General features: G+C 46.0%; 22 protein-coding genes and 6 pseudogenes. 23 read left to right on the top strand and 5 right to left on the bottom strand.

The window, feature by feature from the left end:
- Positions 1 to 175: 175 nt before the first annotated feature.
- The 4 genes from B5G00_RS11950 to B5G00_RS11935 form a co-directional block, all read right to left on the bottom strand.
- Positions 176 to 2,245 (bottom strand): UvrD-helicase domain-containing protein, encoded by a 2,070-nt coding sequence (locus B5G00_RS11950; protein ID WP_087273010.1) that lies wholly within the window; start codon positions 2,243 to 2,245, stop codon positions 176 to 178.
- Positions 2,245 to 4,371, bottom strand: a complete 2,127-nt coding sequence (locus B5G00_RS11945; protein ID WP_087273007.1) for an ATP-dependent nuclease — start codon at positions 4,369 to 4,371, stop codon at positions 2,245 to 2,247. The genes B5G00_RS11950 and B5G00_RS11945 overlap by 1 nt, the downstream gene beginning before the upstream one ends.
- Positions 4,372 to 4,658: 287 nt before the next feature.
- Positions 4,659 to 5,798 carry a recombinase family protein gene (locus B5G00_RS11940; protein ID WP_140403154.1) on the bottom strand — a complete coding sequence of 380 codons (1,140 nt, stop codon included), beginning with the start codon at positions 5,796 to 5,798 and terminating at the stop codon, positions 4,659 to 4,661.
- Positions 5,750 to 6,208 carry a recombinase family protein gene (locus B5G00_RS11935; RefSeq protein WP_275532371.1) on the bottom strand — a complete coding sequence of 153 codons (459 nt, stop codon included), beginning with the start codon at positions 6,206 to 6,208 and terminating at the stop codon, positions 5,750 to 5,752. The genes B5G00_RS11940 and B5G00_RS11935 overlap by 49 nt, the downstream gene beginning before the upstream one ends.
- 134 nt (positions 6,209 to 6,342) lie before the next feature.
- On the opposite strand from B5G00_RS11935, the gene B5G00_RS11930 reads away from it, so the two are divergent.
- The 22 genes and pseudogenes from B5G00_RS11930 to B5G00_RS11810 all read left to right on the top strand — a co-directional run.
- Entirely contained in the window at positions 6,343 to 6,561 is a 219-nt protein-coding gene (locus B5G00_RS11930) for a hypothetical protein (RefSeq protein WP_002604486.1), read from the top strand.
- Between the two features lie 128 nt (positions 6,562 to 6,689).
- Positions 6,690 to 7,634: a DUF6017 domain-containing protein gene (locus B5G00_RS11925; RefSeq protein WP_002604485.1), complete on the top strand. Its 945-nt coding sequence runs from the start codon at positions 6,690 to 6,692 to the stop codon at positions 7,632 to 7,634.
- 36 nt (positions 7,635 to 7,670) lie between these two features.
- Positions 7,671 to 8,144 (top strand): PcfB family protein, encoded by a 474-nt coding sequence (locus B5G00_RS11920; RefSeq protein ID WP_002604484.1) that lies wholly within the window; start codon positions 7,671 to 7,673, stop codon positions 8,142 to 8,144.
- Positions 8,141 to 9,922 (top strand): VirD4-like conjugal transfer protein, CD1115 family, encoded by a 1,782-nt coding sequence (locus B5G00_RS11915; RefSeq protein ID WP_002604483.1) that lies wholly within the window; start codon positions 8,141 to 8,143, stop codon positions 9,920 to 9,922. The genes B5G00_RS11920 and B5G00_RS11915 overlap by 4 nt, the downstream gene beginning before the upstream one ends.
- Positions 9,923 to 9,989: 67 nt before the next feature.
- Positions 9,990 to 10,118: pseudogene (locus tag B5G00_RS11910) on the top strand (Maff2 family mobile element protein); the annotation flags it as partial.
- A gap of 387 nt (positions 10,119 to 10,505) precedes the next feature.
- Positions 10,506 to 12,425 (top strand): TetM/TetW/TetO/TetS family tetracycline resistance ribosomal protection protein, encoded by a 1,920-nt coding sequence (gene tet / locus B5G00_RS11905; RefSeq protein WP_070087585.1) that lies wholly within the window; start codon positions 10,506 to 10,508, stop codon positions 12,423 to 12,425.
- A gap of 190 nt (positions 12,426 to 12,615) precedes the next feature.
- The gene (locus tag B5G00_RS11900; RefSeq protein WP_070087584.1) at positions 12,616 to 13,482 is read left to right on the top strand and encodes an AraC family transcriptional regulator; all 867 of its coding nucleotides are present in this window, start codon (positions 12,616 to 12,618) and stop codon (positions 13,480 to 13,482) included.
- A 203-nt stretch (positions 13,483 to 13,685) separates the two neighbouring features.
- Positions 13,686 to 13,999, top strand: a pseudogene (locus B5G00_RS19820) (sigma-70 family RNA polymerase sigma factor); the annotation flags it as partial.
- Positions 14,000 to 14,061: 62 nt separating this feature from the next.
- Positions 14,062 to 14,880 (top strand): TrmH family RNA methyltransferase, encoded by an 819-nt coding sequence (locus B5G00_RS11885; RefSeq protein ID WP_070087583.1) that lies wholly within the window; start codon positions 14,062 to 14,064, stop codon positions 14,878 to 14,880.
- 252 nt (positions 14,881 to 15,132) lie between these two features.
- Positions 15,133 to 15,555, top strand: a complete 423-nt coding sequence (locus tag B5G00_RS11875) for a sigma-70 family RNA polymerase sigma factor (RefSeq protein WP_070087582.1) — start codon at positions 15,133 to 15,135, stop codon at positions 15,553 to 15,555.
- The gene (locus B5G00_RS11870; protein ID WP_070087581.1) at positions 15,548 to 15,745 is read left to right on the top strand and encodes a helix-turn-helix domain-containing protein; all 198 of its coding nucleotides are present in this window, start codon (positions 15,548 to 15,550) and stop codon (positions 15,743 to 15,745) included. The genes B5G00_RS11875 and B5G00_RS11870 overlap by 8 nt, the downstream gene beginning before the upstream one ends.
- Before the next feature lie 713 nt (positions 15,746 to 16,458).
- Positions 16,459 to 16,857 (top strand): plasmid mobilization protein, encoded by a 399-nt coding sequence (locus B5G00_RS11860; protein ID WP_070087580.1) that lies wholly within the window; start codon positions 16,459 to 16,461, stop codon positions 16,855 to 16,857.
- On the top strand, positions 16,829 to 18,439 hold the full coding sequence (locus tag B5G00_RS11855) for a relaxase/mobilization nuclease domain-containing protein (protein WP_070087579.1): 1,611 nt from the start codon (positions 16,829 to 16,831) through the stop codon (positions 18,437 to 18,439). The genes B5G00_RS11860 and B5G00_RS11855 overlap by 29 nt, the downstream gene beginning before the upstream one ends.
- A complete protein-coding gene (locus B5G00_RS11850; RefSeq protein ID WP_070087578.1) occupies positions 18,429 to 18,815 on the top strand; it encodes a cysteine-rich VLP domain-containing protein in 387 nt (128 codons plus the stop codon). The genes B5G00_RS11855 and B5G00_RS11850 overlap by 11 nt, the downstream gene beginning before the upstream one ends.
- Before the next feature lie 132 nt (positions 18,816 to 18,947).
- Complete coding sequence (locus B5G00_RS11845) at positions 18,948 to 19,682, top strand: replication initiator protein A (RefSeq protein ID WP_442856281.1); 735 nt, start codon at positions 18,948 to 18,950, stop codon at positions 19,680 to 19,682.
- On the top strand, positions 19,679 to 20,521 hold the full coding sequence (locus B5G00_RS11840; RefSeq protein WP_002571012.1) for an ATP-binding protein: 843 nt from the start codon (positions 19,679 to 19,681) through the stop codon (positions 20,519 to 20,521). The genes B5G00_RS11845 and B5G00_RS11840 overlap by 4 nt, the downstream gene beginning before the upstream one ends.
- A gap of 14 nt (positions 20,522 to 20,535) precedes the next feature.
- Entirely contained in the window at positions 20,536 to 20,724 is a 189-nt protein-coding gene (locus B5G00_RS11835; protein WP_002571011.1) for a transposon-encoded TnpW family protein, read from the top strand.
- 111 nt (positions 20,725 to 20,835) lie between these two features.
- Entirely contained in the window at positions 20,836 to 22,455 is a 1,620-nt protein-coding gene (locus tag B5G00_RS11830; protein ID WP_002571010.1) for a recombinase family protein, read from the top strand.
- Positions 22,456 to 22,541: 86 nt separating this feature from the next.
- Positions 22,542 to 22,640: pseudogene (locus tag B5G00_RS19630) on the top strand (Maff2 family mobile element protein); the annotation flags it as partial.
- Between the two features lie 83 nt (positions 22,641 to 22,723).
- Complete coding sequence (locus tag B5G00_RS11820; protein ID WP_002578790.1) at positions 22,724 to 23,593, top strand: VirB6/TrbL-like conjugal transfer protein, CD1112 family; 870 nt, start codon at positions 22,724 to 22,726, stop codon at positions 23,591 to 23,593.
- 20 nt (positions 23,594 to 23,613) lie between these two features.
- A complete protein-coding gene (locus B5G00_RS11815) occupies positions 23,614 to 24,036 on the top strand; it encodes a PrgI family protein (protein ID WP_002578789.1) in 423 nt (140 codons plus the stop codon).
- Positions 24,037 to 24,046: 10 nt separating this feature from the next.
- Positions 24,047 to 25,915, top strand: a pseudogene (locus B5G00_RS11810) (VirB4-like conjugal transfer ATPase, CD1110 family); the annotation flags it as partial.
- Here B5G00_RS11810 and B5G00_RS19965 read toward each other — a convergent pair.
- A pseudogene (locus tag B5G00_RS19965) lies at positions 25,911 to 26,186 on the bottom strand (hypothetical protein); the annotation flags it as partial. The pseudogenes B5G00_RS11810 and B5G00_RS19965 sit on opposite strands and share 5 nt — an antisense overlap.
- Here B5G00_RS19965 and B5G00_RS11800 point away from each other — a divergent pair.
- Positions 26,172 to 26,300, top strand: a pseudogene (locus B5G00_RS11800) (CD1845 family protein); the annotation flags it as partial. The pseudogenes B5G00_RS19965 and B5G00_RS11800 sit on opposite strands and share 15 nt — an antisense overlap.
- Between the last annotated feature and the right edge of the window lie 14 nt (positions 26,301 to 26,314).

The raw sequence follows: 26,314 nt of genomic DNA, 5'->3' as shown, positions 1-26,314 counted from the left end.
CTATAAACAGATAAGTAATTCGACAGCAAAAAAGCAGAAGTTCCGACAAGACAATTATACATATCTGTTTCTTATCAAAGAAGAATTTTTCCCATAGACACAGAAAATTTTACGCCCTCAATCAGCAACATTACTGACAACTCCTATATCGACTCGTGCTCCTTAAAAATATAAACTAAAAACTTTCGTCAGTTATATTATCAGAAAATTCATAAGCCTTTCCAAACACATTTTCTATATTATTCTTTATTTCTTCTAAATTATCAATATATAAGATGCGCAAATTTTTTATCGTTCTCGTAACTGCAACATACAAAATATTTCTTCCCTTTTCATATTTCAAAGAATTACCTGCATCTGCTTTTCCATAGCTTTTAAAATATATCTCAAATAATCCACGATCCACGCCAAAATCTTTTCCTAAAATAATAACCACATTCTCATACTCCAATCCCTTTGTACTATGAAAAGTATGATAACAAATGCTTTTTTTCTCGTCTCTATTAATATAGTGAAACCAATTTAACAGTTCTTCAACCTTTATATTCAAAAGATCACTAATAACCACTTTGGTTTCGATTGCTTCATCCCATGATTTATACAATGATGTTAAAAAGTATTTCAACACACTATCATAAGATGTCTCTTCATCCATATCAAATATTTTTTCAATAATGAATTTATACGTTTTGTCCTCCGATATACTATATTGATTAAATATTACACTTAATAAATCATCCAATGTGTTACCGTCTAGTGATTGTAGCAGTGATACAAGCGCTTTTAAATTAGCAAAACTTATATTTCTATACTCATTCGTTGTAAAAATTCTCCTAAGAGGTTGCTTCGGTTCACGCACCTCTGTATATAACTTCATTAGCCTATACAACAATGCTTGTGCTTTACCTAAATGAATAGTGTCATGGCTCAACAATTCCGAATTTAATTGTTTATAACCGATCCCTTGATATACTTCTGCGTTTTTAAACACTTCGTATACTTTTAAAAAGCCACTGTATTCCGCCACCATTTGGTTTGTCGCAAATAGACAATGTAACGGGGTTTCTTCTTGTGCCTTCCACTTTTTTGCACATTTATTTATAAAATTATTTACATTTTTTGCATTACCGTAATATAACTTTACACTTCCCCCACTACTATCAGAGTAAATTGATTTTTGAATAATTTCGTCATTACGCACCTTATTAGCTACATTTATTACTTCTGTATAAGATCTTCGATTATATATTTTAGATACAGATGATAAATCTGAATGCAAATCATTCAATTTTTTTCCGACACCAGTATCGTAAATATTTTGAACCGAATCTCCAAAATATGCAATAAATAGTTCATGATGAATTTTTTTTGCATATTTATCAAGGAGATTCATTATTTTTACTACAATATCTGCTGTATCCTGATATTCATCAATAAGAATATATGGATATCGATCAATAATAAGTTGTCTCATTCTTGGATATTTTTCAACCAATTCATACCCATATTCTAACAGCGTGTCATGGCTAATACGCATTTTGTCTAATCGATCACGATTATACATAGCATCGTAAGTTACTTCTCTGTACCCCTTCTTTCCACTTTCAATATTATTCATACAATCCAAGTATCTTTTTTTCTTAAAAAGTTTGTCCACAAGTCCTTTAAATTTTGACACATTAGATATTAATCCTGCAAATTGCAAATGTATTTCTTGTGGCATAGCAGTTTTAAACTCTGCCGCTCTTAAATTGTATGCTTTATTATATTCCCTTTTATTGGCATACATAATTTCAAAGAATTGTTCTTTTGACTCTTCATCCAACGCCCGATATTTCTCGAAATCAGATTTATTTTGTAATTGATTATCTATATATGCTATTTCTCTCTTCAACTTTTCAATGTGCAAGCTTAATAGTGCTGTTTTTTGATCACAAATAATATGCCATATTCTCTCATGAATAGTAGATACCTCTACAACATCTGAAGCCCCTAACTGTTGTCTAATGTTTTCGGCCGCAACATTAGTATATGTAATACATGCGATTTTTTGATTATGAATTTTTAAGTTTTCTCTATTATGAGTAATAACATATTTTAAACTCTTAACCAAGGCATACGTTTTTCCCGACCCCGCACCAGAATTAAAAACCACACTATCAAAATCATCACTGCATTGAAATAGTTTTTCCAGCGATAATTTTTCATTATCTAAATCCTCATTATTAATTTCTGATAATCCCATTATTTTTCCCCTAATTTTCTTTCTATCCAATCTAGTCCATCAACTATATACTTCGGTAATTCTGGTATTTTTTCCTCAGACTCTTCATTGACAATTTTATAAAGTAGTCTACTTGCAAATTCACCTTTATCTTTTTCTAGCTTAACTTGCCATTTATAGGAATTTTGTATATTCTTCATATAATCAGTTTCTGTTGTGGTAATGTTCTTATAGATTCTTGGTTTCATTTCACTAAGCAAATCATTTAAAATTTCATTTGCATAATTAGTCAAAATAAAAGCCTCTTCAAAACTTGTAGCGTAAAATCCATTAACTTTGCCTTGATATGCCAAATATAAATTTCCTTTTTCTATATGTTGCGGAATATCAGACAAATTGGTTTTTCCATGCAAATTGGCTATAGTCGCATTTGTTGTTTCCCTATCTACCAAGGAATCAATTTGCGGAAATACTGCTACTTTTTTACTTTTTTTATCTTTCGAATCCGCCCCTTCATCATTTTCATCTTCACGTTTAATATCTAAATCTGTAATTATTAGCACTGGTATTCCTAATGCTTCTATAAGCCTCTTATACAAAAAACCATGGGCTCCGTTTATATTAAAAATAGAAATATAATGTTTATTTAAGTTTTCTCGCTTTTCAATATAATACGGAATTATCATGTCCTCTGCAAATCCCTCTACAAACACTGCAGCATCAGAAAAAAACAATTCTGAAATTTTATATTTTATATGTTTTTTCAAAAATTTGAATGAACTTGAGTTTACATCTTCATTCTCATTAGGCATTATTTTTTTATTACTTAAATTTGCGACAGCAGCATTATGTTTGTCTTCATATAAGTAGCAAATATTATCGAATGTATTTGCGCTATGTATCTTGCTATTCAAGATGTGTGAAGAATGTGTTGTAATAATTATTTGACTATTTACATCCTTATTCTTACTAGCTAGTAAAACTCCTATTGCATCATTAATATTTTTAATAAATAATTCTTGCATCTGAGGATGCATAAAAGTTTCAGGTTCTTCAATAGATATCAAATTAATCTTACTATTAAAAGATGCGTCCGGGTATCTTTCCATATAGTCCATAATAGCTGCTATTATCATCACTAGATTTGTATATCCCAGTCCAAACTGGTTCTCCGGAATATTGACATCACCATCAATATATTCATACTTAATAAGATCTCTCATTAGTTTATCGAATGTAATATCTGCACTTATATCTACACCCATATTTTCCATAGAAATTAGTTTCTTTAAAACTTCTCTTATAACTTCCGTATGATTTTTTTTAATATTACTTGTTAGGTTACTATTAATTTCCTCCAAATTTTCAGTTACTTTTCGCTTTTCATCCCTAAAAAGATATTCATACCTATAATTAATTATTTTATTAAAAGCATCTGTTAAACAATGCTCGTTTTTCAAATGATTTGCTTTAATACATTGTAATTCCATCAAGTTAGAAAGTTTAAAATCTATGTCAAGCTTGACATGATTTTTATCATAATAATTCAGTTGAAAATCTGTATTCTTTAATATTTTTAGGAATTTTACAAATAAATCTTTGTCCCTTCCTTCAGAAAAAAGTTCTTGCATATCTAGATTAAAGGATACTGAATCTACAATCTCATATCTGATACAAATATCCAATTCTGAATCATTCACATCTTCTACCAGCATAAATGGTATTAAATTTGAAATTCTATCGTTACTATCCTCCTCTAATTCAACAGTAATTACAAATTCTATAAAGGGTAACTCTTCTGTTTTATCAACATCGTATTCCTTCAGATAATCTTGCAAATATCTGTAATTAAAATCGTTTACACCAAATGAATTTGTATGATTTATTAAACTATCTAAAGCAGTAATTATTGTTGTTTTACCTGCATTATTTTTCCCAATAATTAATGTAGTATCCGATGCAACATCAATCTGTATTTCATCCGACCTCTTCTCTTCGCTAATATCTTCAGATTCTTCTGAAAAATCAGTTACACTATCTTCCAAGCATTGATCTTTCTTAACTATTTTTGAACTGACAAATTCTACAACATTTTGCTCAGCATAAAACTTTCTATAATTTGTAAGTTTTAATTTTTTTAAATACATCAGTTTTCTCCCTTGTCGATCAGTTATTATATTTTCTCTTTGAATGCAGAAAAACCTCTCATCGAAAACATAACGATAAGAGGCTAGCATTCCGCACTAAATACAAGCATTTCTATGACAAGTAGCCTTGCCCATAAATTGCTATGTACGCTTTATTACCTTTTCATTATATCCTAAGCATTCGTTTGCTATTTTTAATATATTACCATATATATCCTACTTTTTCAATGTGTTCATCTCATCCAAATAGTATGGGAACTAACCTTAATTTCAAAAATGGATTGTCCCTACGAACAAGCCACTTCATCAAATATATTCCTAAACTTCCAGATAATCTCATATCGGTCATCCCGATATACTCTCACTTCCTTTATCATATATTCAGCCATTTCTTTAGTCAGTGCCGGTTCTTTTGCAAACAAGGAAATATTCTCTATTTTCTTCAACTGTTCATCATCTACCTCTGCCTGCATCGCCATTTCTTTACTTAATTCAGCTATCTGATACCGCTGAAATTCTTTCATCCACAGGTTACAGCCCCTGTTTCCCTCTACAGCTTCCATCCGCTCATGCTCCAGCCGTTCCAGTGCCTGCTCTTTCTCTGCAATCCTCTGTGAAAAGCTGCTCCGGTATTCCTGGTATTCTTTTACATCAATAATCCCATCACTCAAATCTTCATACAGCTTCATTTTCATTCGCTTATACTTCTGTATTTCCTGCTGCAGCTGTTCGATCTGTGCATCATAATTAAAGACGGTTCTCTGATGTTCCGGCAGTTTATCTATATAAGAAAGGAACTCATCCATCTTGCAGACAACCTCTATCTGGTCCTGCACAGCATGGAGGACTCTCTCCGTCAGTTTTTTCTCACTGACTGAATGGCTGGTACATTCCCTGCTGTGCTTATTTGTGGAACACACATAGTAGTAATACTTTCTTCCACCGGACGGCACAGCCTTCCTTACCATGCTGTTTTTACAATCTCCGCAGAACAGATACCCCGAAAACAAATATAATTCCTTCTGCTCCGGCACTGTCCTCGTATCCCGTTTTAATAACTCCTGAACAGTCTGAAAATCATGGAACTCAATGATCGCCTCGTGTGTGCCCTCTACCCTGATCCATTCCTCCGGCTTTTTTGCTATCTGGGTTTTCACTTTATAATTCGGGGTGCTCGTTTTTCCCTGAACCATGACACCGGTGTAAACCTCATCTGTCAGAATCCGGTTAATGGCATTTACAGACCACCGGGCAACCGGATGGATTTTAAAGCTGGTGGAGTATTTCAGGCCCTGGGATTTTTTGTATTCCATAGGAGACAGTACACCATTATCATTTAAAAAATCCGCAATCCTCTGTTGGTTAATCCCCTGCAGTTTCATCCGGAAGATTGTCTGCACAATCTCAGCAGCATATGTATCCACCACAAGCCTGTTTTTGTCCTCCTGTGATTTCTGGTATCCATAGACCGCAAAGCACTGATGCACTCACCTTTCTTCCTCTTAATATCCAGCTGACTCCTGATTTTTACGGAAATATCCCGGCAGTAAGCATCGTTTACCAGATTTTTAAATGGGAGCATCAGGGAATCTGAATCATTCTTTTTTCCTTCACTGTCATAGTTGTCATTGATAGAAATGAAACGGACTCCCATAAATGGTAAAACACGCTCAATGTATTTTCCTACTTCAATATAATTTCTTCCGAAACGGGATAAGTCTTTGACGATCACGCAGTCAATCTTCTTTGCTTTGATGTCCTCCATCATCCGTAAAAAGCCAGGACGGTCAAATAATGAGGTGTGATAGCGATAGCGGCAAAAAGCTAATAAAATCAATGGTTTTGCGGACAGCGGATAGACAGGGAATGTGTTAAAAACTGAATACGCACACAAACGGCGTTACCTTAACCCCTTTGGGGGAGAAAGTAACGCCGTTTTTTTATGCCCGCAGGAAAGGAGGTGCAGCCGGAATGTATTTCACAAAGGGCAAGCAGCGGGCGTTTGAATTGCTCATGCAGCAGAAGCCGGGATTTGACCGCTATCAATCCGGTTGTGCCGGAGATGATGAAGATTGCGGCACTTGCCGTTTCTACCGCCCCGGGTGGAAATATGAGTTTTGCGTTTTCAAAGAGTGTCCCTATTGCCCCGGCAAAAGGACGCGGAAAACGCACGCCAGCATGGACAAATAGACGGGCAAAAGCCCTTGTGCCATGCGGCTTTGCAGACGCGAAAACGGCAAAGGGCATATTGCAATACCAAAACAGCCGAAAACGGCTTTCTAATTGTCCACGCATACCAAGAGAGGAAGTGAGGAAATATGGCAGTTTTCAGAGTGGAGCGAAATACGGGATATACCGTTATGAGCAACCACCACTTGCGAAACAAGGAATTGTCCTTAAAGGCAAAGGGCTTGTTGTCGCAAATGCTTTCGCTGCCCGAAGATTGGGATTATACCCTTGCGGGCTTATCCCATATCAACCGGGAGAAGATCGACGCAATCCGCGAAGCGGTAAAGGAACTCGAAAAAGCCGGATATATCGTGCGCAGCCGGGAGCGCGACGAAAAGGGACGCTTGCGGGGCGCAGATTACGTCATATACGAGCAGCCGCAGCCGCGAGAGCCGGAAGCAGCTACCAGCGGCGGACAGCCGCCTATATTGGATTTACCTACATTGGAAAATCCAACATTGGATAATCCAACGTTGGAAAAACCTACGCAGGAAAAACCTACGTTGGAAAATCCAACGCAATTAAATAAAGATATATTAAGTAAAGAACAATCAATTACTGATTTATCAAGTACCGATTCCATTCCTTTCCATTCCCTAAACCCCTTGCCCTTTGCGCATGGCGAAGCGGCTACGCCGCCGGAAAGGAAAAGAACGGAAGCGAAAAGCAATAGCGCAGTAGAGATTTACAGGGAGATTATCAAGGACAATATCGAATACGACCATCTCATTCAAAACTGCAAAATTGACAAAGACCGTTTGGACGAGATTGTTGACCTTATGCTGGAAACCGTCTGCACAGCCCGAAAGACAATCCGTATTGCCGGGGACGACTACCCCGCCGAATTGGTGAAATCCAAGTTTTTGAAGCTGAACAGCAGCCATATTGAGTTTGTTTTGGATTGCATGAGGGAGAACACAACCAAAGTGCGCAACATCAAGCAGTATCTAAAAGCGGTGCTGTTCAACGCGCCGAGTACCATTGACAGCTACTATACCGCCCTTGTCAATCACGACTTATACGGCGGCGAATGAGCATAGCCGCACTTTACCGGGAAAGGAGTTGATACCTTGCAGGAGGAAGTAACCCAAAAAACGATTGCCCTATACGTCAAAGTGGGAAAAGGCGCGGCGCGGCTTACCGAACAGGCGTTACAGAAAGCAATCCAAAAGTTTTTGGAGCAGAAAAGCAAACCCGCGCATGGGAAACAGACCATGCGGCAGCTTATGAAGCAGAACGCGGGTGTTTCCAACATCGAGATCACCGACAGCAATATTAAAGCCTTTGAGAGTACGGCGAAGAAATACAACATAGATTTTTCGCTAAAAAAGGTTAAGGGCGAGCAGACCCGTTACCTTGTGTTTTTCAAAGGCCGGGACGCGGACGTTATGACCGCAGCGTTTCAAGAGTTTTCCGCAAAGAAGCTGAACCGGGAGAAAAAGCCCTCTATCCGCAAAGCCCTTGCCGCTGCAAAGGACAAGGCGAAGCAGCTTAACGCCGCCCGCGACAAGGTAAAGAAAATGGACAGGGGGCGCGAGATATGAAGCAGATCAACTACAAAAAGCTGATACTTCCGAATATCCCCTATGTGTTCTTTGTCTATCTCTTTGATAAAGTCGGACAGGCGGTGCGGCTTGCCCCCGGCGCGGATATTTCTGCAAAGATACTGAATATCACACAAGGATTTTCCGCAGCCTTTGAAAACGCCTTGCCGAGCGTTTACCCGTTGGATTTGCTTGTCGGCATTGTCGGTGCGGTGATTATCCGCTTGATAGTCTATGTCAAAGGGAAAAACGCGAAGAAATACCGCAAGGGCGCGGAGTACGGCTCTGCCCGATGGGGAAACGCCGAAGATATAAAGCCCTACATAGACCCGGATTTCCAAAACAACATCATTTTGACGCAGACGGAACGGCTTACCATGAACAGCCGCCCGAAGCAGCCGAAGTACGCGAGAAATAAGAACGTCGTCGTGATCGGCGGCAGCGGCAGCGGAAAAACAAGATTTTTTGTCAAACCTAATCTAATGCAGCTTCATTCCTCTTACGTCTTAACCGACCCGAAAGGTACGGTTTTGATTGAGTGCGGGAAGCTGCTGCAACGGGCGGGCTACCGCATTAAGGTACTGAATACGATTAACTTCAAAAAATCTATGCACTACAACCCCTTTGTGTATATCCGCAGCGAGAAAGATATTTTGAAGCTGGTAAATACGTTGATAGCGAATACCAAAGGTGAGGGAGAAAAAAGCGCGGAGGATTTTTGGGTAAAGGCAGAACGGCTTTTGTATTGCGCGTTGGTGGGCTACATCTGGTACGAAGCCCCCGCCGAGGAAATGAACTTTATTACCCTGTTGGAACTTATCAACGCCAGCGAAGCCCGCGAGGACGACGAGGAATATCAAAGCCCCGTCGATTTGCTGTTTGCCGACTTGGAAGAACGCGACCCCGACCATTTCGCGGTGAAGCAGTACCGAAAATATAAATTGGCGGCGGGCAAAACCGCAAAATCAATCCTCATTTCTTGCGGTGCGAGGCTCGCTCCTTTTGATATAAAGGAATTGCGCGATCTTATGTCCTACGACGAATTAGAACTTGACACGTTAGGCGACAGAAAAACAGCTTTGTTTTTGATTATGAGCGATACGGACAGCACGTTTAATTTTGTTATCGCTATGCTGCAATCGCAGTTATTTAATCTCTTGTGCGACAAGGCCGACGACGAATACGGCGGCAAGCTGCCGGTTCATGTTCGCTGCCTGTTAGACGAGTTTGCAAACATTGGACAAATCCCGCAGTTTGAAAAATTGATTGCCACAATCCGCAGCCGGGAAATCTCGGCTTCTATCATTCTGCAATCGCAGAGCCAGCTAAAAGCCATTTACAAGGACGCGGCAGAAATCATACTTGACAATGCCGACAGCACCTTGTTTTTGGGAGGGCGCGGGAAAAATGCAAAGGATATTTCGGAGAACTTGGGACGTGAAACAATCGACAGTTTCAACACTTCCGAAAATCGCGGCACGCAGGTTTCTCATGGCCTCAATTATCAGAAATTGGGAAAGGAGTTGATGACACAGGACGAAATCGCAGTTATGGACGGAGGAAAATGTATTTTGCAGTTGCGCGGCGTGCGCCCCTTTTTCAGCGATAAGTACGATATAACGCAGCACCCGAACTACAAATACCTTTCCGACTTCGACAAGAAAAACGCTTTTGACGTTGAACGGTATATGTCCACCCGTCCGGCAATCGTAAAGCCCGACGAACCCTTTGACATATACGAAATAGATTTGTCCGACGAGGACGCAGCCGCCGAATAAAAACGGCGGCATTTTTATTTCCAACAACATTTTTTGAGCCGTTTTAGCGGCAGAAAGCGAGGTTTATATGGATTTTTTCAACAGCGCAGTTGACGTATTGCAGACTTTGGTAATCGCGCTTGGCGCAGGACTTGGCATTTGGGGCGGCATTAACCTCATGGAGGGGTACGGCAACGATAACCCCGGCGCGAATGCTCATGTGTCATAAAGAAACACACAAGAGATTGATAGACAGCAGCCTACTATTCCGTAAATTTTGTTTCAGGACTTTCTTTTTCAATGCCGATATGCTATAATATTTCTATTCCAAGTAAGGAGTTAAAAATATGCGGCAAGGTATTCTTAATTAACTATAATCAAATAGTGGGAACAAAGAATTGTAACCGTCCCTTGCAAGGGGCTTAGTTTTTTGTACCCTTTTTAAGAATACTTTTGCCTTATATATTTGACATATCAAAAGAGCGACCGCTGCTTGCAGTGCGTTGTATGTATGTGTATGTCTATTCGCTATATCCCCAGCGGTAAAAGTATTTTGCTGCTGGGGATTTTTATGCCCTTTGGGGGCTGAATGGAGGACAAACACATGAAAATAATCAATATCGGCATTCTTGCTCATGTAGACGCAGGAAAAACGACTTTGACAGAAAGCCTGCTCTATACCAGCGGAGCCGTTCCGGAATTAGGGAGTGTAGATAAGGGAACAACGCGGACAGACACCATGCTGTTGGAACGCCAGCGTGGGATTACCATTCAAACGGCCGTCACTTCTTTCGGCTGGAAGAATTATAAGATCAATATTGTCGATACCCCCGGCCATATGGACTTTTTGGCGGAAGTATATCGCTCACTTGCTGTTCTTGACGGAGCAATTTTAGTAGTTTCCGCAAAGGACGGCGTGCAGGCACAAACACGGGTACTGTTCCATGCGCTCCAGAAAATGAAAATCCCAACGATTATTTTTGTAAATAAGATAGACCAGGAGGGCATTGACTTACAGAGCGTTTATCAAAATATCAGAGAAAAACTTTCTGATGATGTCATGGTTATGCAAGATGTTTCGCTCACTCCGGAAGTGTCTCTGACAGACATTGAGGATATAGAAAAATGGGATTCTATTATTGCTGGAAATGATGAACTTTTGGAAAAATATATTGCGGGGGAACCTTTGAAAATACAAGATTTACAGAGGGAGAAATGCAGAAGAATGCAAAACGGTTCCCTGTTTCCTATTTATCATGGGAGTGCAAAGAACAATATCGGAACTGAAAAGCTGATTGAAGTGATTGCAGAAACATTTACTTCTGGTGCGGACAACGATCAATCCGAGCTATGCGGAAGCGTTTTTAAAATCGAGTACACAGACCAGAAAAAGCGGCTCGTTTATTTGCGGTTATACAGCGGGACACTTCATTTACGGGATACGATTCTCCTGCCCCAAAATCAAAAACTAAAAATCACAGAAATGAGGATTCCGTCAAACGGAGAGATTATACCGGCGGACACAGCCTGTTGCGGAGAAATTGTTATTTTGACCAATGACACTCTGAAGCTGAATGATACTCTCGGAAATGTAGAACTTTTGCCGCGCAAGGCATGGGAAAAAAATCCGATTCCTTTGCTTCGGACGACGGTGGAGCCGCAAAATCAGGAACAAAGAGACCTCCTGCTGAATGCCCTGACGGAAATTGCAGATACAGATCCGCTGTTGCATTACTATGTGGATACGATAACGCATGAAATCATCATTTCTTTTTTAGGAAAAGTCCAGTTAGAGGTTGTATGCTCTCTGTTAGTAGAGCGATACCATGTGAACATAAATGTGAAAGAACCTACGGTCATTTATCTGGAAAGGCCATTAAAAACAGCCAGTTACACGATTCATATTGAAGTGCCGCCGAATCCGTTTTGGGCATCCATTGGCTTAACTGTAACGCCACTTCCTGCCGGAAGTGGAACCCGGTTTAAAAGCAAAGTATCTCTCGGCTATTTAAACCAAAGTTTTCAAAATGCCGTTATGGAAGGGGTGCGTTATGGAATGGAGCAAGGCTTATACGGTTGGGAAGTGACAGATTGTGAAATTTGTTTTGACTATGGAGTTTATTACAGTCCAGTTAGTACCCCCGCAGATTTTCGTTCCCTTGCTCCTATCGTGTTAGAACAGGCATTGAAAAGAGCAGGAACACAATTATTGGAACCATACCTTTCCTTTACCCTTTTTGCACCGCAGGAATATATTTCACGGGCTTATAATGACGCACCGAAGTATTGTGCAGTGATTGAATCAACCTTGCTTAAAAATGATGAAGTTATTTTTACGGGAGAAATCCCCGCCCGCTGCATCGGCGAATATAGGAATGATTTAAATTTTTATACAAATGGGAGAAGCGTCTGCCTTACCGAATTAAAAGGGTACCAAGAAATTTCCGGGGAGCCTGTATTGCAGCCACGCCGTCCTAACAGCCGTTTAGATAAGGTTCGGCATATGTTTCAGAAAATAACGTAATATTTTGTGCGTTATCACGGATAAAAATCTTTGAATATAAGGAGAGTCTATGTTAGTTTTGTTTTCAAGTCGGTTTTGTGTAAACTTATATTGAGCAAACGGCCTTTATTTATAACCCGACTAATTTTGTATGCTAATGTCGAGCATATCTTTCTAAATTGTGAAATTCTTATTCGGAAGGAGGGGCAATGTGTTAAAGAAATTGAATGACGCGATGGACTATATTGAAGCGCACCTGGAGGACGAGTTTTTACTTGAGAAGATTTCTGAGCATATAAATGTTTCAGATTATCATTTTAGAAAAATATTTTTTGCGCTTACCAATATGACGCTGAATGAGTATGTAAAAAACAGACGACTTTCAGAAGCTAACAAAGAATTGTTGCAGGGGGCGCAGGTAACAGATGTCGCTTATCAATATGGGTATCAATCCGTAGACGGATTTACACGTGCCTTTAAAAAATGGAGCGGTATCTTACCGTCACAAGTCGCAAAGTTGAAACAATGTAAATCATGCCAAAAGTTACAATTTGTTGTAACTATGAAGGGAGGAACTTTAATGGAATATAAAATTGTTGAAAAACCTGCTTTTACGTTTGCAGGTGTAAGTAAACGAGTGCCGTTACAATATGAGGGAGTAAACAACGCTATTTTGGAACTGGCACAAAGCATAACACAGGAACAGAAAGAAGAAATGCACCGGTTGCAAAACATTGAGCCATATGAAACTGTAAATGTTTCCTATGAATCAGATACGAACTTTCTTGAAGAAGCTGGTGAATTAACGCATTTAATTGGAGTTTTAACAACTAAAAATGACATTAGCAGTAATCTGGACACATTTCCTGTTAAAGCTCATACGTGGGCAGTTTTTCCAAATGAAGGAATCTTCCCGTTTACTTTGCAGGATACAATGGCAAGAATCTACTCCGAATGGTTTATGACGGCAGATTATGAACTGGCAGAGCCGTTTTCTTTCTCTTTTACAAAAATGGACGACAAAAAGCCCAACTACGCATACAGTGAAATTTGGATTCCAGTAACAAAAAAAGAATAAGCAATTACACTCAAATAGGAAAGCCAGCCGAGCCAGCGGGCAGTCAAGATAAACGGCGCATATGCGCCGCTGTTGACAGCCCCGCCCGCCTTTGCTGGTAGGCAATCAAGGGGCGACAGCAAGGGGTGCTGCCGCCCTCTGATATTATAAATGAAACCCGTCAACCATACAACGCCCTATGTGGGAGAAAGGGGGAATCATCTATGCCTTGCACAGAAGCATACAAAGAACACATCATGTACACGTTCAATGGCTTTGCAAGACCGTCATACACTATGCGGCTATCAACGCATGGCGTGACAGGAGCAGACGGCGGCAAAAAGAAATATCCCTTGAATACCTCACAGAAGAAAAGTTTTACCCTTTAGGCACAACAGACGAATATTTTGAAGCACCCCATGAAGAACACCCTATAACGATATGCGGTCAGGCAGTTATCCTCACCAATGGAAAACTTGCCGCCGTCCTGTTATCCCTGCCACAGAAAAACCGGGAAATCATTTTCCCTTATTTTTTCAAAAATGGGCTTACAATGGGTGAAAAATTCGAAAACCAAAGTATGATGAGGCAGGTATTGAAATGAAAGTTGTTTCTATATTAAATAAAAATAATGATTACCAGAGATTTGAAGTATTGAAGCATAATCGAAATAAAAGATATAAATATAATCAATTTATTGTTGAAGGCGTAAGAAGTTTAAATGAAGCGGTTAAAAATAACTGGAAGATTATTTCTTTTATTTATGACAAGAATAATCTGTCAGGCTGGGCAAAACATATGATAGAAACAGTAAAAACAGAAGTCAATTATACTCTTACGGCACAGTTGCTAAAGGAATTAAGTGGAAAAGAAGAAACTTCTGAATTATTGGCTATTATTGAAATGAGGGAAGACAGGTTAGAAAATGTTGCGTTATCTTCCAATCCATTTATTGTGTTATTTGACAGGCCCTCTAATAAAGGAAATTTAGGTACGATGATACGTTCATGTGATGCGTTGGGAGTAGATATGTTGATAATTACTGGACATGCGGTTGATTTGTATGAGCCTGATGTAATTGTTTCGGCGATGGGTTCTTTTTTCAATCTTCCGGTGATTCGAATCATTCACAATGAGGATTTATATAAATTCGTTGAAAGCCTTAGAATAAAATACCCTGGCTTTAAGATCATAGGCACAACAGCCCACCACGAAAAGCCTATCTATCATGAGGACTTGAAAACCCCGGTTATGTTAATGATGGGAAATGAAACCATGGGATTAAATAAGGCATTTAAGGAATATTGTGATGTTTTATGTACGATTCCTATGGCTGAAGATTCCTATGCCAGTTCTTTCAATGTCAGTTGTGCTGCATCTATAATGATGTATGAAATAGTAAGACAACGAATGAATTAGACAGCATAACCCTTTTGAGAGTGAGCCAGAGAAAAGGGAGGAGCAGGCGTTCTACCTCAAAAGTCTGCAAATAAAAAAAGAATAAGCAATTACACTCAAATGGCAAAGCCAGCCGAGCCAGTCAACAGTCAAGATGAACGGCGCATATGCGCCGCCGTTGACAGCCCCGCCCGCCTTTGCAGATAGGCAATCAAGGGGCGACAGCAAGGAGTGCTGCCGCCCCGCACTATTATTCAGAGAGGGGGAATTTCCATGACCGAAGATGAAGCCTACAAAGTGCATATCCAGTACACATTCAATGCCTTTTGCAAGATTGTCATTCGTCACGCAGCCATAGATATAATCTTAAAGCTGCGCCGGAGGTGGGAACGGGAAGTTTCTCTTGACTATCTGATGAATGAGAAGTTTGTCCAGCTTGCCGAACCGGAGCAGCTTGAAGAATATCTTTTTACCGCCTGCGGCCAGACCGCCGTTCTGTACCATGCGGAACTTGCCGCCGCCCTTGCCCTCTTGCCGGAGCAGACACAGGAAGAGATTTTCCGTTACTATTTCCTGCGCCAGCCGCAGCGAGTGATCGGCGTACATATTGGCCGGACACGCAGCACAGCGGGGCGGCATATCCAGCTTGCCTTGCAGCGGCTACGGCGGCTCATGGAGGGAAAAGACCATGAGTAAACTTCTCCCCTATGAAACAATCGTCAAAGCCCATGAGGGCGACCCGGACGCAATCGACACCGTCCTTTCCCACTATGCCGGATATATCCGCTACTTTTCCAAAGTACACGGTCAGGTTAACGCCGAGGTTGAGGAATATGTGAAGCAGCAGCTAATCTCCGCACTATTCAAGTTTCGCTTTGACCGATAAGCCCCAAAACTGAATACCAGCCGCCCACCAGCGGCCAGTGAAAGCAGTAAGTCTGAAAAAGATTTGCTGCTTTTTTTGTTGTCCATTTGGCAAAATCGCAAAGTCACCCGTAGTAGGTAGGTGAAGCCAGAAAAAGCTGCCTGCTCCGTTTGGCAAATTTCAAAACGCAGTGTTGTAGGGAGTGAAAGGAAAAATTCTCTGCCCCGTAGGTTGCCAAAATCCTGTTTCCCGGATTACTAAGGCAAAAGAAAATTTGAAAAATCCCCGGACAGCGGGTAGCTGGCGGCCTTTTGAATGTATCTTTGGCGAAAGAAAAAAAAGACCGCGCACAGCGGGCTGAAAGCCCCGCCCCGTTCGCTCTATGTACGGAAAAGCCCGGACAGGGGCAGTCTGCGGCTTACTAAGAGCAAGTTTCTACCACGGTGCCAAAATCCGCAATTCTGCGGTTTTGCCCCTCGCGGGAAACTTGTTGGGGAGTGCCTTCCCCAAACCCTGCTATACGCCCTTACGGGCGAAAAAGCTGAAAACAGTTTTTGTTATTTTCCAAAAAGTTGCCCAATGGGAGGTATAGAGGGATTTTTCTGCCGAAATGCAAAAAAAAGTTTTTGTAATTTCCCGAAAAGTTAAGCAATGGGAGGAGTGAGAGGAAATTTTCTCCGCCCAAAATCCGAAAAAAGTCAGCAATAAGAATAGTGAGAGGAGGTTTTCAGCCTATGCGAAAGAAATACAACACGCCCCACCGCAGCCGCGTTGTGAAAACCCGGCTGTCCGAAGATGAATACGCCGACTTCACAGCGCGGCTTGCGCCCTATGGTATCAGCCAGTCGGAATTTCTCCGGCAGGCGATACGGCGCACGACCATACGCCCCGTTGTCCATGTATCGGCGGTCAATGATGAACTGCTCTCCGCTGTCGGGAAGCTGGCCGCCGAGTACGGCAGGATCGGCGGCAACCTCAATCAGATTGCCCGGTATCTGAACGAGTACGGCTCACCCTACAATGCGCTGTCCGGCGAGGTACGCGCCGCCATAGCCGACCTTGCCGCCCTCAAGTATGAAGTCCTCAAGAAAGTAGGTGACGCAGTTGGCAACACTCAAGCATATCAACTCTAAAAACGCCGACTACGGAGCCGCCGAACAATATCTTCTCTTTGAGCATGACGAGTTTACCATGAAGCCCGTCCTTGATGAAACCGGCAGGCTTATCCCCCGCGAGGACTACCGGCTGTCAACGCTGAACTGCGGCGGGGAGGATTTTGCCGTTGCCTGTATGCGGGCAAATCTCCGCTATGGGAAGAACCAGCGGCGGGAAGATGTGAAAAGCCACCACTATATCATCAGCTTTGACCCACGGGACGGGCCGGACAACGGCTTGACCGTAGACCGGGCGCAGGCATTGGGCGAGAAGTTTTGCGCCGAGCATTTCCCCGGCCACCAAGCCCTTGTATGCACCCACCCGGACGGCCACAACCACAGCGGCAATATCCATGTGCATATCGTCATTAACAGCCTGCGGATAGAGGAAGTACCGTTCCTGCCCTACATGGACAGGCCAGCCGACACGAAAGCCGGCTGCAAGCACCGCTGTACCGACGCTGCCTTGCGCTACTTCAAATCCGAAGTCATGGAGATGTGCCACCGGGAGGGGCTTTACCAAATCGACCTCTTGAACGGCAGCAAGAACCGCGTGACCGACCGGGAGTATTGGGCGCAGAAAAAGGGACAGGCTGCGCTGGACAAGCAGAACGCCCCCATGATTGCAGGCGGTATCACGCCCCGGCAGACCAAGTTTGAAACGAACAAGGAGAAGCTGCGGCAGACCATACGGAAAGCCCTTGCCACCGCCGCCAGCTTTGACGAATTTTCCTCTCTGCTGCTGCGGGAGGGCGTGACCGTCAAGGAGAGCCGGGGGCGGCTGTCCTATCTCACGCCGGACAGGACAAAGCCCATTACCGCCCGGAAGCTGGGCGACGACTTTGACCGCACCGCTGTCCTTTCCGTTTTGGAGCAGAACGCCGCCAGAGCCACAGAAAAGGCCGCAGCCATACTCGAATACCCCCGGCATGGGAACACAAAAGCCCCACAAACCGCCCCGAAGCAGGACGGTGTGCAGCGGCTTGTGGACATTGAGCAGAAAATGGCCGAGGGCAAAGGCCGGGGCTATGAACGCTGGGCGACCATGCACAACCTCAAACAAATGGCCGCGACGCTGAATGTGTATCAGGAATACGGCTTTACTTCCCCGGAGCAGTTAGAAGCCGCCGTTGATACCGCCTATCAGGAAATGCGCCAGACCAGCGGCGAACTGAAAGCACTGGAAACGAAGCTACAAGGGAAAAAGGAGTTGCAGCAACAGGTACTTGCCTATGCCAAGACCAAGCCCACCCGCGACGGGCTGAAAGCGCAGAAATCCGAGAAAGCCCGCGCCGCCTACCGGCAGGCAAACGAGAGCGATTTTATCATAGCCGAAGCCGCCGCCCGGTATTTCAAGGCGCATGGCATCACCAAGCTGCCCGCCCGGAAAGCGTTGCAGGCCGAGATCGAGCAGCTTATCTCCGAGAAAGACGGCCTGTATAACACCTACCACGAACAGAAACAGCGGTTCAAGGAGTTGCAGACCGTCAAGCGGAACATCGACCAGATTTTGCGCCGGGAGGAACCCCACCGCAGAAAGGAGCAGAGCCATGAGCGATAACCTGCCCCGCATGGACTACCGCCAGCACCGGCGGGCGCGGCGGCTGGTACATGAGTGCTGTAACTACGACGAGGGAAACTGCCTGCTGTTAGACGACGGGGAGCCTTGCGTGTGCGTCCAAAGCATTTCCCTTTCCCTCATGTGCCGCTGGTTCCGTGTGGCTGTCCTGCCCCTTGACGGGGAACTGGCCGCAGCCCTCTTGTACCGGGGGAGCCGGAAACGGTGTGAGGTCTGCGGGGCGGCATTTGTCCCCAAATCCAACCGGGGAAAATACTGCCCCGACTGCGCCGGACGCATGAAGAAACTCAAAGCCGCCGAGAGAAAGCGGAAACAAAGGCAGAAATGTCACGCTTTAGAGCCTTTCAAACCCGCATGAATCAAGGTTTTTTTCGTGAGTGTCAAAGGGTACGCGATACATTTATCCTTTTCCCCCGGAAACGCCGTTCTAAGGCGTGACAAAACACCACAATCAACCCGAACACAGGGAGGTGATACTATCGCTGATTATATCATGGCAGACACGCCGCTGCCTATCTATCTGCCCTACCCCCGTTTCCTGCTGAAAATGGAGATTTCCCAGACCGCCAAGCTGCTGTATTCGCTGCTGTTAGACCGTTCCACACTCTCCCAGAAGAACAAGTGGCAGGACGACGAGGGCAGGATATATATTATCTATCCAATCGCGGAGATAGCCGAAATACTGGATAAGGGCAGCACCACCATAAAGGGGGCGCTTAATGAACTGGACATGGCGGGGCTGCTGGAACGGGAACGGGGCGGCTTCTCCGCACCGAACCGGCTTTATGTCAAAGTGCCGCGAGTGCCACAGGTACAGTTTTCCGACCAACTGATGGCCGGAAATCCGACCCTCATAGAGCCGGAAAACCGTCCTACTGATGGTCAGAAAACCGACCTTATGATGGTCGGAAAACCGTCCCCTAACCAAACTACTATAAACAACCTTACAGAGAGCCAAACAAAGGGAGTGAGTGGGGAGCCGCCCGCGCCCTATGGCCGATACCAGAATATTTTTCTGTCACAGACCGAATACGACGAGTTGCAGGCAGAGTACCCCGACAGGCTGGAACGGTTCATCGAGGAAATGAGCCGCTACCTTGCCGCCAGCGGGAAAAGCTACCAGAACTATGCCGCCGCCCTTCGGATATGGGCGGGGAACGACAAAAAGGGCGCCCCGAAAAAGGGCATCCCTGACTACTCATGCAAGGAGGGCGAGAGTTTATGAAGAACGAAATCAACGCTGTTTTGGAGAATATGACGACTGCCACCCCGGAGCCGGAGGACTACACCGGCGAGGACGGTTTACTGTACTGCGGCAGGTGCCGCAAGCCGAAAGAAGCCTATTTTGCGCCGGATAAGGCCGCTATCTTTGGCCGCGACCGCCACCCGGCAGAGTGCGACTGCCAGAGAGCCGCCCGCGAGGAACGGGAGGCCGCCGAGAAGCGGCGCAGGCACTTTGACACCGTGGAGGAACTGAAACGCCGGGGCTTTACCGACCCCACCATGCGGGACTGGACTTTTGAGAACGACAACGGCAGGAACCCGCAGGCCGGGATTGCCCGCCGGTATGTGGAACACTGGGAGGATATGCGAGCCGACAATATCGGCTGCCTGTTCTGGGGCGGCGTGGGAACCGGGAAAAGCTACCTTGCGGGCTGTATCGCAAACGCCCTTATGGAGAAAGAAATCCCCGTCCACATGACGAATTTTGCCCTTATCCTCAACGACCTTGCCGCCAGCTTTGAGAACCGCAACGAGTACATTTCCCGCCTTTGCCGCTATCCGCTGCTTATCATTGACGACTTCGGCATGGAGCGCGGCACCGAGTACGGGCTGGAACAGGTTTTCAATGTGATTGACAGCCGTTACCGCAGCGGCAAGCCGCTGATCGTCACGACCAACCTCACGCTGGACGACCTGCGGAACCCGGAGGACACCGCCCATTCCCGGATTTATGACCGCCTGCTTTCCATGTGCGTCCCGGTACGCTTTACCGGCGACAACTTCCGGCAGGAAGCCGCGCAGCGGAAAATGGAGAGCATGAAGAAACTGATTACCGACTGAAAGGAGTATTGCCTATGACAGATAACAAGCAGCACGACACCCGCACCGCCCGCCGCCCCGACTGCGTGACGGAAATCCGCATGGGCAATTCCGTCCTTGTCGTGTCCGGCTATTTCAAGAAAGACACTACCACCACCGCCGCCGACAAAATGGCGCGGGTACTGGAAGCGGAAGCCGCTGCTACACAAAAACCGGCAATTTGACAAACCATAAAGAAGCAGATTTTACACTTTTGCCGCTATACAGCCCCCGCTATTCCGTGGTACAATAAAGCTACGGAATAGTGGGGCTGGCTGTCGGAAACGGAGGATTTTATGTTAAGACAAGCCACCCAAAACCTCATTACCGCCCTTTATCCGAGATTGTCCCATGAGGACGAATTGCAAGGTGAGAGTAATTCCATATCGAACCAAAAAAGGATACTCGAAGCCTTTGCAAAACAGAATGGCTTTACCAACCTGCGCTGGTACACCGACGACGGCTTTTCCGGCGCGAACTTCCAGCGCCCCGGTTTTCAAGCCATGCTTGCAGACATTGAAGCCGGGAAAGTGGGTACGGTCATCGTCAAGGACATGAGCCGGTTAGGGCGAAACTACTTGCAGGTAGGGTTTTACACGGAAATGCTGTTCCCTCAAAAGGGAGTGCGTTTTATCGCTGTCAACGATAATGTGGACAGCGCAAACGGCGGCATGGACAACGATTTTACCCCTCTGCGAAATCTGTTCAACGAATGGCTGGTGAGAGATACGAGCAAGAAAATCAAAGCAGTAAAACGAGCAAAAGGCATGAGCGGCAAGCCCGTTACCAGCAAGCCGGTCTATGGCTATCTCATGGACGAGGACGAGAACTATCTCGTTGACGAGGAAACCGCGCCGGTTGTCCAGCAGATATACCAGCTTTGCCTTGCCGGGAATGGCCCGACCAAGATTGCCCGTATGCTTACGGAGCAGCAAATCCCTACGCCGGGAACGCTGGAATACCGCAGGACGGGCAGCACCCGCCGCTACCACCCCGGCTATGAGTGCAAATGGGCGACGAACACCGTTGTTCATATCCTCGAAAACCGGGAGTACACCGGCTGTCTGGTAAACTTCAAGACGGAGAAGCCCTCTTACAAGGTCAAGCACAGTGTAGAGAACCCCGTAGAGAAGCAGGCCATTTTTGAGAACCACCATGAGCCTATCATAGACCGGGAAACATGGGAGCGCGTGCAGGAGTTACGCAAGCAGCGCAAACGCCCGAACCGCTATGATGAAGTGGGGCTGTTCTCCGGTATGCTGTTCTGCGCCGACTGCGGTCATGTGATGTACCAGCAGCGGTATCAGAACAAGAACCGCAAGCAGGACTGTTACATCTGCGGCAGCTACAAGAAGCGCACCCGCGACTGTACGGCGCACTTTATCCGCACCGACCTGTTGACCGCCGGTGTCCTCTCCAATCTCCGGCAAGTGACCGAATACGCCGCCAAGCACGAGAGCCGCTTTGTGAAGCTGCTTATCCAGCAGAACGAGATCGGCGGCAAGAGAAAGACCGCCGCAGCCACCAAGCAGCTTGAACAGGCGCAGGAGCGCATTGCCGAAGTGAGCCGCATTATCAAGCGGCTGTATGAGGACAATGTGAACGGCAAAATCAGCGACGAGCGTTTCATGGAACTGTCGGCAGACTATGAGCAGGAACAGCGGGAACTGAAAGACCGCGCCGCCGCTTTGCAGGCCGAACTGGACAAGTCGCAGGCCGCCACCGTCAACGCGGAAAAGTTTATGGGTATCGTCCGAAAGCACCTTGCCTTTGAGGAACTTACCCCCACCCTCTTGCGGGAAATGATTGAGAAAATCGTCGTGCATGAGTGTAGCTATGACGAGAACGGCACCCGCAGGCAGGACATTGAGATTTATTACAGCTTTGTCGGCAAGATTGACTTGCCCGAAGCCTAACGCCCGACCTATCCGACACAATGGCCAAGTGCCGGATAGGAACGGCAAAATTTTTTACACTTCTATTACTTCTTTATCACACATAAGCAAAGTCCCAGGGCATGAAGCAGCTCATGGCTGGCGCTGGCGTCGCCGTGGTCGGCATGGTCCTCGTACCCCTGCTCTCCAGCCTGTTCACCGTCTGATCGCTCCCGTCGTTAAGCTGTCATAAGAAATCCTTGCCGCCCCTGCCCCCAAGCGGGGGCGGCTGAAAGGAGGTTGACACCGTATGGATTTCTTACTCGATGCCCTTACTGACTGGCTCAAGGAAATGTTGGTAGGCGGCATTATGAGCAACTTATCGGGGATGTTCGATAGCGTGAACCAGCAGGTCGCAGACATTGCGACACAGGTGGGCCAGACCCCTCAGGGCTGGAACGGGAGTATTTTCAGCATGATCCAAAATCTCTCCAACTCCATCATGGTGCCGATTGCTGGCGTGATCCTGGCTATCGTGATGACGCTGGAGCTGATTCAGATGATTACCGACAAGAACAACCTGCATGATGTGGACACCTGGATGATCTTCAAATGGGTGTTCAAATCTGCCGCTGCCATCCTCATCGTCTCAAACACCTGGAACATCGTGATGGGCGTGTTTGACGCAGCTCAAAGTGTGGTGGCGCAGGCGGCGGGCATCATCGGTTCCGACGCTTCCATCGACATCTCCTCTGTCATGACCGATATGGAGTCCCGGCTGATGGATATGGACCTGGGGCCGCTGTTCGGCCTGTGGTTCCAGTCGCTCTTTATCGGCATTACCATGTGGGCGCTTTACATTTGTATCTTTATCGTGATTTATGGCCGTATGATTGAGATTTACCTTGTGACCTCGGTGGCTCCCATCCCTATGGCCACCATGATGGGCAAGGAATGGGGCGGTATGGGCCAGAACTATCTGCGCTCGTTGATCGCCCTGGGCTTCCAGGCATTTCTCATCATCGTCTGTGTGGCGATCTACGCCGTGCTGGTGCAGAGTATTGCCACCGAATCCGACATCATTATGGCCATCTGGAGCTGCGTGGGCTATACGGTCCTGTTGTGCTTTACGCTCTTTAAGACCGGCAGCCTCGCAAAATCCGTTTTCAATGCACATTAACCAGGAAGGAGGTAATCCCTTTGGCTTATGTACCTGTACCCAAGGATCTTACGAAAGTCAAAACCAAGGTCGCGTTCAACTTAACCAAGAGGCAGCTTGTCTGCTTCGGCGGCGGTGCGCTGATCGGCGTACCGCTTTTCTTCCTGCTCCGGGGGCCTGTGGGAAACAGCGTGGCTGCCATGTGTATGATGCTGGTCATGCTGCCCTTCTTCATGCTGGCGATGTATGAAAAACACGGTCAGCCCCTGGAAAAGATCGTGGGCAATATCATCAAGGTGGCCGTCATCCGGCCCAAGGAGCGCCCGTATCAGACCAACAACTTCTATGCCGTTTTGGAACGGCAGGAAAAACTCGACAAGGAGGTGTATGACATTGTTCACGGTAATCAAAAGCTGGCTGCACCGGCTGTTCGGAAAAGACGAAAAGACCGCGCAGCCGGTTAATCAGAAAAAGATGAAAAAGCTGTCCCGCGCCGACAGAAAGCAGATCGAGGCTGCCATTGCCCGTGCCAATCGCACAGACAAAAAGAAAAAATCGGCTCAGGACAGTATCCCCTATGAACGGATGTGGCCGGACGGCATCTGCCGTGTGGCAGGCAGCCGCTACACAAAGACCATCCAATTCCAGGACATCAACTATCAGCTCTCGCAGAACGAGGACAAGACAGCGATCTTCGAGGGCTGGTGCGATTTCCTCAACTACTTCGACAGCTCCATTCAGTTCCAGCTGTCCTTTTTGAACCTGGCAGCCTCTGAGGAGACCTTTGCCCGCGCCATCAACATTCCTCTCCAGGGGGATGATTTTGACAGCATCCGGGTGGAGTACACCACCATGCTGCAAAACCAGCTGGCAAGAGGCAACAACGGTCTTATCAAGACCAAGTACCTGACTTTCGGCATCGACGCCGACAGCCTCAAGGCCGCCAAGCCCCGTCTGGAGCGCATTGAGACCGACATTCTCAACAACTTCAAACGCCTGGGCGTGGCCGCCGAGACCCTGGACGGCAAGGCGCGGCTGGCACAGCTTCACGGCATTTTCCACATGGATGAACAGGTGCCGTTCCGCTTTGAATGGGACTGGCTGGCTCCGTCCGGTCTGTCCACCAAGGATTTCATCGCGCCGTCCGGCTTCGAGTTCCGCACCGGCAAACAGTTCCGTATGGGTAAAAAATACGGGGCTGTTTCTTTTTTGCAGATCCTCGCCCCGGAGCTGAATGACCGGATGCTGGCGGATTTTCTGGATATGGAAAGCTCTCTGATCGTCAGCCTGCATATCCAGTCCGTAGATCAGATCAAGGCCATCAAGACGGTCAAGCGGAAAATCACCGACCTGGATAAATCCAAAATTGAGGAACAGAAAAAAGCCGTCCGCGCCGGATATGACATGGACATCATTCCCTCCGACCTTGCCACCTACGGTGCCGAGGCCAAGAAGCTCTTGCAGGATTTGCAGAGCCGAAACGAGCGAATGTTCCTTGTGACCTTCCTGGTGCTGAACACGGCGGACAATCCCCGGCAGCTGGGCAACAATGTGTTCCAGGCCAGTTCCATCGCACAGAAGTACAACTGCCAGCTGACAAGGCTTGACTTCCAGCAGGAAGAAGGGCTGATGTCTGCGCTGCCCTTGGGCCTCAATCAGATCGAGATTCAGCGGGGGCTGACCACCAGTTCCACGGCTATCTTTGTTCCGTTCACCACCCAGGAGCTTTTCCAGAACGGCAAAGAGGCGCTGTACTACGGTATCAACGCCCTGTCCAACAACCTCATCATGGTGGACCGCAAGCTGCTGAAAAACCCCAATGGACTGATTCTCGGCACCCCTGGTTCCGGCAAGTCCTTCAGCGCCAAGCGCGAGATCGCCAACTGTTTCCTGCTCACCAATGATGACATCATTATCTGCGACCCGGAGGCCGAGTACGCGCCCTTGGTGGAGCGCCTGCATGGGCAGGTCATCAAGATTTCGCCCACCAGCAGCAATTACATTAACCCTATGGATTTGAACCTGGACTACTCGGACGATGAAAGTCCGCTGTCTCTCAAGTCCGACTTCATCCTGTCTCTGTGCGAGCTGATCGTAGGCGGCAAAGAGGGCTTGCAGCCGGTTCAGAAAACCATCATTGACCGCTGTGTGCGGCTGGTGTATCAGGACTATCTCAATGACCCCCGCCCGGAGAATATGCCCATCCTGGAGGACCTCTACAACCTGCTGCGGGCGCAGGACGAGAAAGAGGCGCAGTACATCGCCACGGCGCTGGAAATCTATGTGACCGGCTCCCTCAATGTGTTTAACCATCAGAGCAATGTGGACATCAACAACCGTATTCCTCCGGGGTCAGCAGTTCCTTCAGCTGGGCATATTCCTTGCTCCAGCTTTCCTTGTCGGGGTCAAAGGCATCGGCAAGGCCGCCCCAGCCCACATACCGAGAAAGGATTTTCTGCTGTTCCGGCGTTGCCTGCTCGGTGGTTTCCTCCAGGTATTTCAGCAGCTTGATTGCCTCGACATTGGCCTGGAACTTAGCCTTGGGGCCGCCTTCGCCCAGGTGATCGTCAGTGATACGGAAATTCTCGGCGGTGCGACGCAGATTGGCCTTATCCTGCTGGTGATAGCATTTCTCATTAGTCCCTATGGTTTGCCAATGGCTGCAATCTGGCTACTGGGCAAGGTACAGGACTTGAAGTTTATCATTCAAGATTTGGTTTATGGATAATATGAAAACCTCCG

It is taken from the genome of Blautia sp. An46, from assembly GCF_002161645.1.
In the GTDB taxonomy this organism is placed as follows: domain Bacteria; phylum Bacillota; class Clostridia; order Lachnospirales; family Lachnospiraceae; genus Blautia; species Blautia ornithocaccae.
This window is presented reverse-complemented; position numbering and strand designations above follow the sequence as displayed.

Coding starts and splice junctions, on each gene's coding strand:
- B5G00_RS11950 (WP_087273010.1), bottom strand. CDS start 2,245: ATGGGATTATCAGAAATTAATAATGAGGATTTAGATAATGAAAAATTA.
- B5G00_RS11945 (WP_087273007.1), bottom strand. CDS start 4,371: ATGTATTTAAAAAAATTAAAACTTACAAATTATAGAAAGTTTTATGCT.
- B5G00_RS11930 (WP_002604486.1), top strand. CDS start 6,343: ATGTATTTCACAAAGGGCAAGCAGCGGGCGTTTGAATTGCTCATGCAG.
- B5G00_RS11925 (WP_002604485.1), top strand. CDS start 6,690: ATGGCAGTTTTCAGAGTGGAGCGAAATACGGGATATACCGTTATGAGC.
- B5G00_RS11915 (WP_002604483.1), top strand. CDS start 8,141: ATGAAGCAGATCAACTACAAAAAGCTGATACTTCCGAATATCCCCTAT.
- tet (WP_070087585.1), top strand. CDS start 10,506: ATGAAAATAATCAATATCGGCATTCTTGCTCATGTAGACGCAGGAAAA.
- B5G00_RS11885 (WP_070087583.1), top strand. CDS start 14,062: ATGAAAGTTGTTTCTATATTAAATAAAAATAATGATTACCAGAGATTT.
- B5G00_RS11875 (WP_070087582.1), top strand. CDS start 15,133: ATGACCGAAGATGAAGCCTACAAAGTGCATATCCAGTACACATTCAAT.
- B5G00_RS11870 (WP_070087581.1), top strand. CDS start 15,548: ATGAGTAAACTTCTCCCCTATGAAACAATCGTCAAAGCCCATGAGGGC.
- B5G00_RS11860 (WP_070087580.1), top strand. CDS start 16,459: ATGCGAAAGAAATACAACACGCCCCACCGCAGCCGCGTTGTGAAAACC.
- B5G00_RS11850 (WP_070087578.1), top strand. CDS start 18,429: ATGAGCGATAACCTGCCCCGCATGGACTACCGCCAGCACCGGCGGGCG.
- B5G00_RS11840 (WP_002571012.1), top strand. CDS start 19,679: ATGAAGAACGAAATCAACGCTGTTTTGGAGAATATGACGACTGCCACC.
- B5G00_RS11835 (WP_002571011.1), top strand. CDS start 20,536: ATGACAGATAACAAGCAGCACGACACCCGCACCGCCCGCCGCCCCGAC.
- B5G00_RS11830 (WP_002571010.1), top strand. CDS start 20,836: ATGTTAAGACAAGCCACCCAAAACCTCATTACCGCCCTTTATCCGAGA.
- B5G00_RS11820 (WP_002578790.1), top strand. CDS start 22,724: ATGGATTTCTTACTCGATGCCCTTACTGACTGGCTCAAGGAAATGTTG.